This is a genomic window from Rhizobium leguminosarum bv. viciae USDA 2370, assembly GCF_002008365.1.
In the GTDB taxonomy this organism is placed as follows: Bacteria; Pseudomonadota; Alphaproteobacteria; order Rhizobiales; family Rhizobiaceae; genus Rhizobium; species Rhizobium leguminosarum.
In genome coordinates this window covers 397,954-411,409 of the sequence record NZ_MRDL01000047.1, presented here as the reverse complement: position 1 = coordinate 411,409, position 13,456 = coordinate 397,954, and the positions used below count along the sequence as shown (strand labels likewise).

Sequence of the window (13,456 nt, the reverse complement as noted above, 5' to 3'; positions counted from 1 at the left end):
GCCCGGCAGTCCGTGAACTGCCCCCAAAGGTTGACGTCCAACTTTCGGGGGCAGTTCACGGACTGCCGGGCCTTTTCGTTTTCAGGCGTGGTGGCGGGCGACTTCAGAAATGGCGAAGTTTGCGATATCAAGCAATTCTTCAAGAGATGCGCCGTCCCTCGCCTGCACCGACATGCCCTGGATGATGGCACCGAGGAACCGTGCGAGTGCGCGAGGGTTCGTCCCGGCCTTGATATCACCCTCGCGGATGCCACGCTCGATCCTTGCCGTGAAAGCGTCCAGCGACCGACGACGCATCGCCGCAACATGGTCGGCGATCACGTCGTTCTCGCTGGCGCAATTCAGCACAGCCGTCGAAATCATGCAGCCTTTAGGATGCTCGGGAGCCGAGAAAATCTCGGCCGAGCCCCGCAATATGCACTCGAAGGCGGAGACGGTGTCGATCGGATCGCCGAGCGCGGAAAACGTGTCGGAGCCCAGCGTTCGGTATTGCTCGAGCGCGGCGCGATAGAGATCGGCCTTCGAGTTGAAGGCGGCATAGAGGCTTTGCGGCGTGATGCCCATAGCGGCAGTGAGATCGGCGATCGAGGCGCCCTCATATCCATGCGCCCAGAAGGTCTCGCGCGCCGCCGACAGCACAGTCTCGCGGTCGAAGGCCGGCGGACGGCCGCGGCGGCGGGTGGCAGGATTTTTCATGTCAGTGCTATTTTTCACAATGATCACTCTAGAAATTCAAAACGGCTTTCTATATTCAGGAACGGTCATTGTGATTATAGAAGGTTTAATCTGATGAGTCTTCCCCTCGAAATGGCAGACGCCGACAGGAATTCATCCCTTGCCGCAGCGGTTGATGCGGCAATCACAAGCGCGCTCGACGACAAACGGCTTGTGGGGACGGTGGTACTCGTTGCCCGCGACGGAGAGATCGTCCATCACCACGCCGACGGCCTTGCCGACCGCGAAAGCGGTCTGCCGATGCGCGAGGACACCATCTTCAGGCTTGCCTCCATCACCAAGCCGATCGTCACCATCGCCGCGATGCGGCTCGTCGAGCAGGCAAGAATCGGGCTCGACGACGCCGTGACGAGATGGCTGCCGGATTTCCGTCCGAGGCTGCCTGACGGCGGAGAGGCGATCATCCGCATCCGCCACCTGCTGACCCATACGTCCGGCCTTGGCTACAGCTTTTCCGAAGAGGACGGCGGTTCCTATATCAGCGCCGGCGTTTCCGACGGCCTTGCCGAACCGGGACTGCCGCTGGCCGAGAACCTGCGGCGGATCGCCAGCGTGCCGCTGCGCTTTGCGCCGGGCAGTGACTGGCAATATTCCGTCGCCATGGATGTTCTGGGCGGCATCATCGAGGCGGAAACGGGAGTGCCGTTGGGCGATGCCGTCGCTGATCTGGTGACGAAACCGCTTGGCCTTGCCGATACCGCGTTTTCCGTGCGCGACCGCCGTCGGCTTGCCGCGGCCTATATGAATGCCTCGCCGGAGCCGGCGCTGATGGGCGAGAATGCGCTGGTGATGTCGCTGATGGGTCCCATCCGCTTCGCGCCGAACCGCATCTTCGACCCCGCCTCCTATCATTCCGGCGGCGCCGGCATGGCGGGAACGGCGGGTGACGTCCTGGCCATACTCGATACCATCCGTAGGGGTGGCGCGCCGCTACTCTCGACCGAAACCGTAGGGATGATGATGACTGACCAAGCCGGCGGGCGCCGCCAGCAGCATGAACCCGGCTCCGGCTTTGGCTTCGGCTGGTCTGTTATCACCAATCCGGCCGAGGCAGGCGTCCCCTTCCCCAAGGGCACGCTGAAATGGGGCGGCGTCTACGGCCATAGCTGGTTCATCGACCCCGTCAACGGGCTGACCGTCGTTGCGCTGACCAACACGACACTGGAAGGCATGTGGGGCAAGTTCACAGTCGATCTTCGCGAGGCGATCTACGCGGCATTGTGAGCGACCGAACCAAACGAAAAGCCCGGCGATTTGCCGGGCTTTTGCATTCGGGATCAGACGATCTCAGTCCTTCTTGACCGGCGGGATCGGCCGGATAGAGAGCTCACGCAGTTGCGTCGGCGTTGCCGGGCTCGGCGCGCCCATCAGCAGGTCCTGGGCCTGCTGGTTCATCGGGAAGAGCGAGATTTCGCGCAGGTTCTTCGCGCCGACGAGCAGCATGACGATACGGTCGATGCCGAAAGCAGCACCGCCATGCGGCGGCGCGCCGTACTGGAAGGCGCGGTAGAGGCCGCCGAAACGGTCTTCGACATCCTGCTGGCTGAGGCCGACCTTCTCGAAGGCGGCGACCATGGTTTCCGGCGACTGGTTACGGATCGAGCCCGAGGCGATTTCGAAGCCGTTGCAGACGGCGTCATACTGGAACGCCTTGATCGTCAGCGGATCCTGGTTCTGCAGCGCATCGAGGCCGCCCTGCGGCATGGAGAACGGGTTGTGCGCGAAATCGACCTTCTTTTCTTCCTCGCTCCATTCGAAGAACGGGAAGTCGACGATCCAGCAGAGTTCGAAACGGTCGCGATCGACGAGGTTCAGCTCTTCGCCGGCTTTGGTGCGGGCTTCACCGGCAAACTTGTAGAACTTCGCCGGATCGCCGGCAACGAAGAAGCAGGCGTCACCGTCATCGAGGCCGAGCTGGGTACGGATCGCGTCGGTGCGCTCCTCGCCGATGTTCTTTGCAAGCGGGCCGGCGCCCTCGAGCTTGTCACCTTCCTTGCGCCAGAAGATGTAGCCGAGGCCAGGCTGACCGGTCGACTGCGCCCAGGCATTCATGCGATCGCAGAACGCTCTGGAACCGCCGGTCTTGGCCGGAATAGCCCAGATCTCGACCTTCGGGTTGGAGGCGATCATGCCTGCGAAAACCTTGAAGCCGGAGCCGGCGAAATGTTCGGTGACCGCTTCCATGACGATGGGGTTGCGCAGGTCCGGCTTGTCCGAACCATATTTACGGATCGCCTCGTCGTAGGGGATGCGCGGCCATTCCTTGGTGACCGGCTTGCCTTCGGCGAACTCTTCGAAAATGCCGGTCATCAGCGGACCCATCGTGTCCCAGACGTCTTCCTGGGTGACGAAGCTCATTTCGAGGTCGAGCTGGTAGAATTCGCCCGGCAGGCGATCGGCACGCGGGTCTTCGTCGCGGAAGCAGGGCGCGATCTGGAAGTAGCGGTCGAAGCCTGCAACCATCAGCAGCTGCTTGTACTGCTGCGGCGCCTGCGGCAGCGCATAGAAGGTGCCGGGATGAATGCGCGACGGCACGAGGAAGTCGCGTGCGCCTTCCGGCGAGGAGGCCGTCAGGATCGGCGTCGTATATTCGGTGAAGCCGACATTGCCCATTTCGCGGCGCATGGCGGAGATCACCTGGGTGCGCTTGACGATGTTCTTGTGCAGCGTTTCGCGGCGAAGATCGAGGAAGCGATACTTCAAGCGGACGTCTTCCGGATAATCCGGCTCGCCGAAGACCGGCAGCGGCAGTTCCTTGGCGGCGGAGAGAACTTCGATCTCCTGCGCGTAGAGTTCGATCTCGCCTGTTGCCATGGCCTTGTTGACGGTGTCTTCGGTACGGGCCTTGACGAGGCCGTCGATACGGATGACCCATTCGCCACGCACGGTTTCCGCCATCTTGAAGGCCGGGCTGTCGGGATCGGCGACGACCTGAGTGATGCCGTAATGGTCGCGAAGGTCGATGAAAAGAACGCCGCCATGGTCGCGAACGCGGTGAACCCAGCCGGAAATACGGACGGTCGAGCCGACATCCGTCTTGCGGAGGGCGGCGCATGTGTGGCTGCGGTAGCGATGCATGATCTCAAATCCTGGCATGTGGCTTAAGACGGCACAAGGGTTCCAAGACCCTCAAGCGCCGACAAGAAAATCGGGCGGAAAAGCGCATGGACGCTCCGATTTGTCAAGGCTTGGCGCACGCGGCCGGGCGTTTGGCACGCGTTTATGGCGAGGCTGCGACCGGTATGCTGCGGCAGTTTGGCCGCGTTTCCTGTATTGATGAAGATGTCGGTCAACTTTACAAGGATCGGCATTCTCATCGTGGAGCCTCCGCATGCCTCTCCTGACCCGCCGCAACCTCTTGAAGGCATCCGCTGTCGCGGGCGCCTATGGTGTCGGCATCGGCGTTGCCGGTAAATTCGGGCTTGCCGAGGCAGCTCCCGAGCCGCAGCTGCTGACGGCAGTGAAAACCGAAGCCATGCTGACCGAGGCGGGACCGACCAGGGATATCATGAGCTGGGGTCATGACGGCATGCCGCCGGTTCTGAGGATGACAAAGGGGCGACCCTATGCGGCGCGGCTGAAAAACGGCCTCGACGAGCCGACGACGATCCACTGGCACGGGCTTCGCATCGATAATCGCATGGACGGCGTGCCGTTCATGACGCAGCCCTACATCTATACCGGCGACAGCTTCGATTATGCCTTCACGCCGCCCGATGCCGGCACCTTCTGGTATCATCCGCATTGCAACACGCTGACGCAGATGGGGCACGGCATGACCGGCATCATCGTCGTCGAAGATCCGACCGATCCGGAGTTCGATGCCGAAGTGGTGCTGAACCTGCGTGACTGGCGGCTCGGCGGCGACGGGCAATTCATCGCTCCCTTCCGGCCGCGGGACGCTGCCAAGACCGGTACCTACGGCACGGTGCGCACCGCCAACTGGCATCAGGAACCGCGATATGACGCGCCAGCCGGCGGACTGGTGCGGCTGCGCATCGCCGTGACCGACGTGACGCGGATCTTCTCGCTGAAGATGGAAGGCGCCGATGCGACCGTGATTGCGATCGACGGCAATCCGGTGCCGAAGCGCTTTTCCCTCGACCTCCTGCAGATCGGACCGGGTCAACGGCTCGATCTTGCAGTGCGCATGCCGGATGGTGAAGGTGCGGTCGCAACGCTCGAGGATATCCGCGGCACGACGCCGAAGACGATCGCCAGCCTGCGCGCGGTCGGATCATCGCTGAAGCGCGATATCGGCGATCTCGGGCCGCTTGTCGAGAATCCCGTCCCGAAAGCCGATCTTTCCGCCGCTGAGCAGATCCCGTTGATACTGAGCGCCACCGCCGAGAATGCCGCTGTTGAAAGCATCTGCGGCACGCTGGGCTACAGTTTCTGGGCAATCAACAAGGTGCCGTGGCCAGGCGATACGCCCGATCCGACGGCGCCGCTTGCGGAATTGAAGCTCGGCAAGAGCTATGTCTTTAATCTGGAGAATACTACGCCGCATGCCCATCCGATTCATCTGCACGGGATGAGCTTCACGGTGGTCTCCTCCTCGACGCGCGAGGTGATGCCGCAGGTGTCCGATACCTATCTCATTCAGCCGGACGAGAAGGTGCAGCTTGCCTTCGTCGCCGACAATCCCGGCGACTGGCTGCTGCATTGCCATATCATCGAGCATCAGAAGACGGGGATGACGAGCTATCTCAGGGTAAGCTGAGACAGCCCGCGCTTTCGCCGCGATTGCAGCTTTGCTTCGCGCCGGCGTTCGCGCCATGCCTCAGTTTAGACGTGATTCTTCGCCAGCAATGCTCGAAGCGTATGCTGTTGTATTGACATATCGAACCGAAAGGAGAAGGAAGGTTTAACCGACCTTTTCCTTGCGAATGAAATGATATGATCGAAACCACCGCCGATTTGGCGGCCGCCTGCAAAGAGCTGGCCAAGTCCGACTTCATCACCATCGACACCGAATTCCTGCGCGAAACGACCTTCTGGCCGGAGCTCTGCCTGATCCAGATGGCAAGCCCGACGACGGAAGTTCTCGTCGATCCGCTGGCCAAGGGCATCGATCTCGCCCCCTTCTTCGAGCTGATGGCCGATCCGAAGGTGCTGAAGGTCTTTCACGCGGCGCGCCAGGATATCGAAATCATCTTCAATCGCGGCAATCTCATTCCGCATCCGATCTTCGACACGCAGGTCGCCGCCATGGTCTGCGGCTTCGGCGACAGCGTCTCCTATGACCAGTTGGTCAGCCGCATCAAGAACGTCCATATCGACAAGTCGTCGCGCTTCACCGACTGGAGCCGCCGGCCGCTCTCGGACAAACAGCTGGATTATGCGCTGGCTGACGTCACCCACCTGCGCGACGTCTACCTGTCGCTGAAGGCGGAACTCGATCGCGAAGGCCGCACCTCCTGGCTCTCCGAGGAAATGGACATTCTCGAGTCGCGCGAAACCTACGACATGCATCCCGACGATGCCTGGCAGCGGCTGAAGATGCGTCTGCGCAAGCCGCAGGAGCTGGCGATCCTGAAATATGTCGCCGCCTGGCGCGAACGCGAGGCGCGGGCCCGCAACGTGCCGCGTTCGCGGGTGCTGAAGGATGATGCGATCTACGAGATCGCCCAGCAGCAACCCAAGGATACCGAGGCGCTCGGCCGTCTGCGCACCATTCCAAAGGGCTGGGAGCGCTCGACTTCCGGTGCCGCGGTCATCGAGGCCGTCAACACGGCGCTTGCTCTTCCGAAGGCCGATATGCCGCATGTGCCACGCCAGGCGCAGGCGCCCGAAGGGGCCGCTGCTGCCGTCGAATTGTTGAAGGTGCTGCTGAAGCTGATTTCGGAAAAACACGGCGTGGCGCCGAAGGTCATCGCCAACAGCGAGGATCTCGACAGGATCGCCGCCGAGGGCGAGAAGGCCGAAGTGGCTGCCCTGCACGGCTGGCGGCGCGATCTTTTCGGCGAGCCGGCACTGCAGCTGATCCAGGGCGCAATCGCCTTGCGTTTCGTCGACCGGAAGGTCGAAACCGTCAGCCTCTGAGGTTGCTGCCTAACTCCTTAAATCGGACTCGATTTAAGGGTAAAATTATGCAGCAATTCAAAGTGCTACAGCGTCCTTAGTGGCTCTCGAAAAGACACGCTAAGGACGCTGTAGTTTCGAATTCGCTTGACGGTTTTTTCCGGCCTGAAACAATGGGCGGGAAGTGACATCACGGCGCAGAGGCGGCATGCGGGAAATATCTCCGACGCAGAATTGGATCCTGATCGCGATCGTCCTCGCGGCCAGCGGCGTCATGTATGATCTGATGTTCTACTCCAACCAGACGCCCGTCATTGGCGCGATCTTCGCGCTCTTCATCGGCATGCCGATCATCGCCTTCGAGCGCAAGGTGCTGTTTCGCCGGCTCTACAGGCGCATCCAGAAGCTGCCGACCTTCGCCTTCATCATTACCGAGCTGGTGATCTACGAGATCCTGATGAGCATCGGCTTTGCCTGCGCCGGCCTGCTGCTCTGGTCGTTCGCCATGCTGAAGCCGGCATCGCTCCTCGATCTCGTCATCATGCCGTTCGAGGTCTTCCTCTATGCGCTGACGGTCTGCGCGCTGCTGATCTTCGTCTTGCGCGTGCGAGAGCTGCTCGGCCGCGAGGTTTTCCTCAGCATGCTCATTAGCCGCTACCGCAACCCGGTTAGGGAAGAGCGTGTCTTCCTGTTCATCGATCTCGTCGATTCGACGGCTTTTGCCGAAAAGCACGGCGACCTCAGGGCGCAGCAGCTGCTGAGCTCGCTGTTTGCGACTTTCGCCGAACCGGTCAGGCGCCACAAGGGCATGATCAACGACTATGTCGGCGATGCGGCGATCATCACTTGGCCGCTTGCCCGCGGCGTCAAAAATGCGCGCTGCGTGCGCTGCATCTTCGATATCCTCGGCGATATCGAAGCCAATGCCGCCGGCTGGCGGAAAAGCTATGGGCAGGTGCCGAAGCTCCGCGCCGCCCTTCATGGAGGCGAAATCATCACCGCCGAAATCGGCGTCGACCATCACAAGATCAGCTATTTCGGCGACACGGTGAACACCACTGCCCGGCTGGAGACGCTCTGCCGCAGCCTGAACCGGCCGGTGCTGATCTCCACTGAGCTTGCCCGGCGCATGAACTTTCCCGACGACGTCAGCTGCGAGGATCTCGGCACTCACGCCGTGAAGGGGCGCGGCCAGGCGCTCGGCGTGATGGCGCTTTCCTCGCGCGCAGTCACCGTGTTGAACACGCCGGCGGTCATTCTGCACGGCTGAGCAAGGGCTCTGCCGCATCGGCCCGAAAATCGGAATCGATTTTCGGAAAGCACGATGCGAGAATTGAAAGTGTTGCAGCGTCCTTTGCGCGTCAGAGGAGACGCGCTGCGCTGTAAGTACGTCACCAAAGCTTCACCCAACCGTCAATTCGCTGACATTAAAGCCCTGCTAAGCGGAAGGCCTTTGCAATCCGTTCCACGGGGATATTATGAAGAACGTCCTTTTTGCTTCCGTATCGCTTTTCATCCTGGTCGCCGGCTCCGCTTCGGCCGACCAGCAGCAGTTCCCGGCCAAGCTCGCCGGCCAGGCGATCCTGCCTGCCAACACCATGGTTCCGGCACCGGCCGACGCCCCCGAATTCCTCAAGTATGCTGGCAAGTTCACGACGCCTGACCGCAAGCGCACCGAAGCGCTCGGCACCGTTCCCGGTAAGGACGGCGCCCGTGTCACCGATCTGAAGCTTCCCTTCGACGGCCAGCCGATCCAGGGATTCTCCGGCGTCAAGACGATGACCGACGGCACGTTCTGGACGCTCTCCGACAACGGCTTCGGCTCGAAGTCCAACTCGTCGGACTCCATGGTTTTCCTGCACCAGATGAAGTTTGACTGGGCCGGCAACAAGGCTGAGGTCGTCAAGAACCTCTTCCTCTCCGACCCCAACAAGATTGCTCCGTTCCCGATCGTGCTTGAAGGTACTGACACGCGCTATCTCACCGGTGCCGACTTCGACATCGAATCGATCCAGCCGGTTGCCGACGGCTTCTGGCTCGGCGACGAATTCGGTCCCTACATCCTGAAGTTCGACACCGCTGGCCGCCTCACCGACGTCATTCCGACGACGCTCGACGGCAAGCCGGTGCTTTCGCCCGACAATCCGCTTCTCTCGGTTCCATCAAACCCGGCCGCCAAGATGCCGGTCTTCAACCTGAAGCGCTCCGGCGGCTTCGAAGGCCTCGCTATGTCGAAGGACGGCGCCAAGCTCTACGGCCTGCTCGAAGGGGCCATCTACAAGGATGACGGCACTGTGGAAACCATCGATGGCCACACCGCCATCCGCGTCATCGAATTCGATGTCGCCTCCAAGAAGTGGACCGGCCGCAGCTGGCTTTATCCGTTCGAAGACAAGGGGGTATCGATCGGCGACTTCAACATGCTCGACGACACCACCGCTCTCGTCATCGAGCGCGATAACGGCGCCGGCACGACGGACAAGGCCTGCGCCGATCCGAAGCAGCCGAAGCCGGATTGTTTCGAAGCTCCGGCCGTGCTGAAGCGCGTCTACAAGATCGAGTACAACGATGCCAATGTCGGCAAGGCGGTCCGCAAGATCGGCTATATCGACCTCCTGAACATCCAGGACCCCGACAACAAGAAGAAGGCCGGCAGCAAGGACGGCGTCTACGACATGCCATTCGTGACGATCGAAAACGTCGACCGCGTCGACGCCACGCACATCATCATCGGCAACGACAACAACCTGCCCTTCTCGGCCGGCCGCGCCGTCGACAAGGCTGACAATAACGAGTTCAGCCTGCTCGAAGTCGGCGAGTTCCTGAACGCGAAGTAATTCGGCGTTCTGGTGTGAAATGCAGAGGGTGGCGCGAAGGCGCCGCCCTTTTTGTTCTTGGCTGCTTAGGTTGCGTTCCTGACGACGTGCCGTGGCACAGACCTATTCAAACCGAAACGCCAACCGCTTGTTTGTCAGCCTCGACAGCTGCTGCAGGCGGCCGTCCAGGCGCTCGCCGGCGAAATCGCGATATTCGGGAGGCACGACGAATTCGAGGTCGAGGTCCGGGCTCGACGATTTGCGGAAGGTCAGGTTCTTGACGATGCCGGGCATCGAGGCAGAGAAGAGGTAGACGACGCGCAGCATGCCGCCGAGCAGCTTGGCGCGCTCGATGAGCTGGGGCGTGGCAATCTGCGCCAGCGGACCGGTGGCGCCGTCGTCATGCAGGCCTTCGAAACGGTAATAGTTGGAAAGCGCGATAAAGGCGCGGCCGGGATGACTGATGCCGACGAAGGAAGAGTGGGCGATGACGTTCAGCGCCTGCAGGCCGCGATAGTCAGGATGGGCGCGCCAGCTGATATCGGCAAGCAGACAGGCGGCCTGGCGGTAGCGGCTTTCCTCTTCAGTTTCCTGGATGCCGAAAAGGGGCATCATGCGGCCGGTCCATTCCGCCAACTCGCGGGCATGCTCCGGCGAACGGGCACGCAGAATTGCCAGTTCTCCGGCGGCGGCAAGCAGCGGATCGGCGCGGCGCTCGGCCTCCGACAGCAGCGAATAGAGATATCCCTCGCGCACACCCTGCGCCGAGAAGGAAATCAGCGACGGCTTCATTGCACTCAGCACTTCCTTCATGGCGACGGCGCCGAAAGGCAGCAGCGAACGGCGGTGCTTGGAAACGGCCTGCAGTGCCGGCTCCCTGGAGTCGCGCGCGGTCACCACCTGGTCGAGGAACTGCATCATTCCTTCGAACGACACCTCATAGCCCTGCATCATGTGCAGCGGATAATGAGTGATTTCCATGTGCAGCTTGGCGATGTTTCGCCAGGTTCCGCCGACGGCGTAGAAGGTGCGCCCCTCGCCTTTCGACAGCAGCTTTGCCGTCTTCAACTGCTTGCGGGCAAAGGTCTGGGCCTTGGAGAGCGAACCGCCGGCATATTCCGACAGGCGCAGGCCGCCGAGCGGCAGCGTGATGCCCTTGCCGAACTCCTTGCCCTTGATATCGATCAGTTCCAGCGAGCCGCCACCGAGGTCGCCCGCAATGCCGTCAGGATTGTAGAAACCGCTGATGATGCCGAGCGAGGCGAATTTCGCCTCCTCCTCACCCGAGAGTACGCGGACCTTGCGTTTAAGGATGGTTTCCGCCTGATGAATGAAATCAGGACCGTTGCTCGCCTCGCGCGCAGCCGCCGTCGCCAGCACATACATGGTGGCAGCGCGGGCCTGGTCTGACAGAGCCTTGAAACGGTGCAGCGCCGCCAGAGCCCGCGCGACGCTGTCTTCGTCCATCTTGCCGGTAAGAGCGACGCCCTTGCCGAGGCCGCAGAGGACCTTTTCGTTGAACAGGACGGTTGGCGAACGGGACATGCCTTCGTAGACGACAAGACGAATCGAATTCGATCCAATATCGACGACGGAGACCGGGGCGATCCCCGGAAGGCGCCCCTGGGCTTCAGATTCAACCATTTAGGTCCAGTTTTACTTGTTGTTGCGGCCTTCGAGCAGGCCGGCGATCAGCTTCGGCGCACTGGACTTCAGAGCTTCACCACGGCCCGACAGGCTCGGATTGGTCATGAAATACTGCTGCGCATTGAACGGTTCTTCGCCCCTGCGCACTTCCATGCGTCGCGACGTACCGTCGGGCAATATCTCGTAGCTTTGTTGATTGTCAATCACGTTGCCGAGCATAATCTGTGACAAGACCTGCTCGTGAACAGTCGGATTCGTCAACGGAACCATGGTTTCGACACGGCGATCGAGGTTTCTCGGCATCATGTCGGCCGAGCCGATGTAAACCAGCGCCTTGTCGGACGGCAGGCCGTGGCCATTGCCGAAGCAGAAGATGCGGCTGTGCTCGAGGAAGCGGCCGACGATCGACTTGACGCGGATCTTTTCCGAAAGGCCGGGCACCTGCGGACGCAGGCAGCAGATGCCGCGCACGACGAGGTCGATCTCGACGCCGGCATGGCTGGCGCGATAGAGCGCGTCGATGATGTCGGGGTCGACAAGCGAATTCATCTTCATCCAGATCGCGGCCGGCGCGCCGTTCCTGGCATGCTGAATCTCTTCCTCGATGTGGCGCAGGATGCGCGGGCGCATCGTATAGGGCGAGATCGCGAGCTGCATGCCCTGCTCCGGTTCGCCGTAGCCGGTAATGAAGTTGAAGATGTTCGCCATGTCGTGGGCGATGACGGGATTGCAGGTGAAATAGGACAGGTCTGTATAGATCTTCGCGGTGATCGGGTGGTAGTTGCCCGTTCCGAGGTGGCAATAGGTTCGCAGCTTGCCTTCCTCGCGCCGAACGACCATCGACATCTTGGCGTGGGTCTTGAGCTCGATGAAGCCAAAGACGACCTGCACGCCGGCGCGCTCGAGATCGCGCGCCCAGCGGATGTTCGCCTCTTCGTCGAAGCGGGCCTTGAGCTCGACCAGCGCCGTCACCGACTTGCCGGCTTCGGCGGCGTCGATCAGCGCGCGGACGATCGGGCTGTCGTTGGAGGTGCGGTAAAGCGTCTGCTTTATCGCCAGGACGTCAGGATCGCGCGCAGCCTGGAGAAGAAACTGGACCACGACGTCGAAAGATTCGTAGGGGTGATGGACGACCATGTCCTTTTCGCGGATGGCGGCGAAGCAGTCGCCGGCATGTTCGCGGACGCGCTCGGGAAATCGCGCATTGTAGGGGGCAAACCTGAGATCTTCGCGCGGCGCCTTGGTAATCTCGGACAGGGTGTTCAACGCCAGAAGGCCCGGCAGAACGGCGACGCGATTATCAGGGATATTGAGCGCCTGGACGACGAACTGACGCAGCGAGGCCGGCATTTCCGAGTCGGTCTCGATGCGGATGACCTTACCGCGGCGGCGGCGTTTCAGCGCCGTTTCGAAGAAGCGGACGAGATCCTCGGCCTCTTCCTCGACTTCGATATCGCTGTCGCGGATGACGCGGAACGTACCGGAGCCCTGCACCTCGTAACCCGGGTAGAGCCGGTGGATGAAGATGTTGGCGACATCTTCCAGCGTGATGTAGCGGATCGTGTTTCCATCATCCGGCAGACGGACGAAGCGGTCGAGCGCCACCGGCAGGCGCAGCAGCGCCGTCATCGGCTCGCGGCCATTCTTGCTAACGAGCTGCAGACCGATCGAGAAGCCGAGATTCGGAATGAAGGGGAACGGGTGGGCAGGATCGATCGACAACGGCGTCAGGACCGGGAAGATCGCCTGTTCGAATTCGGCGGCCAGCCACTGGCGGTCGGCATCGCTCAAGGCGCCGGGGCGTACGATCAGGATGTCTTCCTTGGCGAGATATTGTTGCAGGACGGCCAGCGAGGCCTGCTGCTCCATCTGCAGATGGTCGATCTCCTGCAGGATCGAATCGAGCTGCTCGGCCGGCGTCTTGCCGTCGGGACTGCGGATGGCGATGTTCTGGCGTACCTGGCCCTCGAGGCCGGCGACACGCACCATGAAGAATTCATCGAGGTTGGCGGCCGAGATCGACAGGAAGCGGACGCGCTCGAGCAGCGGATGCTCGGTATTCAACGTTTCTTCCAGGACACGGCGGTTGAATTGCAGCCAGGAGAATTCTCGGTTGATGAAGCGCTCGGGGCTCTTGAGCAGCTCTTCCAGCGGGGGGGTGTTGTCGTTGATTTCCGGAGTGAGTTCCTGATGTTCTGCGACTGCGCTGTCCATGGTCCGCTTACCCCGTTTTC

The 13,456-nt window shown here is 61.5% G+C and carries 9 protein-coding genes; 5 read left to right on the top strand and 4 right to left on the bottom strand.

All coding sequences use genetic code 11. The features are described 5' to 3' along the window. Window positions 1-81: 81 nt before the first annotated feature. Window positions 82-723: a TetR/AcrR family transcriptional regulator gene (locus BS629_RS26025; protein WP_018241502.1), complete on the bottom strand. Its 642-nt coding sequence runs from the start codon at window positions 721-723 to the stop codon at window positions 82-84. A 66-nt stretch (window positions 724-789) separates the two neighbouring features. Between BS629_RS26025 and BS629_RS26020 the strand changes: the two genes are divergently transcribed. Next, window positions 790-1,959, top strand: coding sequence for a serine hydrolase domain-containing protein (locus BS629_RS26020; RefSeq protein WP_018241501.1), 1,170 nt, complete (start codon window positions 790-792; stop codon window positions 1,957-1,959). A gap of 63 nt (window positions 1,960-2,022) precedes the next feature. Here the strand turns inward: BS629_RS26020 and aspS are convergent, their stop codons facing one another. Next, window positions 2,023-3,813: an aspartate--tRNA ligase gene (aspS, locus tag BS629_RS26015; RefSeq protein ID WP_026188349.1), complete on the bottom strand. Its 1,791-nt coding sequence runs from the start codon at window positions 3,811-3,813 to the stop codon at window positions 2,023-2,025. A gap of 253 nt (window positions 3,814-4,066) precedes the next feature. Between aspS and BS629_RS26005 the strand changes: the two genes are divergently transcribed. The 4 genes from BS629_RS26005 (at window position 4,067) to BS629_RS25990 (ending at window position 9,596) form a co-directional block, all read left to right on the top strand. Further along, window positions 4,067-5,458, top strand: a complete 1,392-nt coding sequence (locus tag BS629_RS26005; RefSeq protein ID WP_018241498.1) for a multicopper oxidase family protein — start codon at window positions 4,067-4,069, stop codon at window positions 5,456-5,458. Between the two features lie 176 nt (window positions 5,459-5,634). Beyond that, window positions 5,635-6,780 carry a ribonuclease D gene (rnd, locus tag BS629_RS26000; RefSeq protein ID WP_018241497.1) on the top strand — a complete coding sequence of 382 codons (1,146 nt, stop codon included), beginning with the start codon at window positions 5,635-5,637 and terminating at the stop codon, window positions 6,778-6,780. A gap of 187 nt (window positions 6,781-6,967) precedes the next feature. Further along, window positions 6,968-8,029, top strand: coding sequence for an adenylate/guanylate cyclase domain-containing protein (locus BS629_RS25995; RefSeq protein WP_018241496.1), 1,062 nt, complete (start codon window positions 6,968-6,970; stop codon window positions 8,027-8,029). A gap of 208 nt (window positions 8,030-8,237) precedes the next feature. Continuing rightward, window positions 8,238-9,596, top strand: coding sequence for an esterase-like activity of phytase family protein (locus tag BS629_RS25990; protein WP_018241495.1), 1,359 nt, complete (start codon window positions 8,238-8,240; stop codon window positions 9,594-9,596). 102 nt (window positions 9,597-9,698) lie between these two features. Here the strand turns inward: BS629_RS25990 and ppx are convergent, their stop codons facing one another. Beyond that, complete coding sequence (gene ppx, locus BS629_RS25985) at window positions 9,699-11,219, bottom strand: exopolyphosphatase (protein WP_018241494.1); 1,521 nt, start codon at window positions 11,217-11,219, stop codon at window positions 9,699-9,701. Window positions 11,220-11,231: 12 nt separating this feature from the next. Then, the gene (locus tag BS629_RS25980) at window positions 11,232-13,436 is read right to left on the bottom strand and encodes an RNA degradosome polyphosphate kinase (RefSeq protein WP_018241493.1); all 2,205 of its coding nucleotides are present in this window, start codon (window positions 13,434-13,436) and stop codon (window positions 11,232-11,234) included. Between the last annotated feature and the right edge of the window lie 20 nt (window positions 13,437-13,456).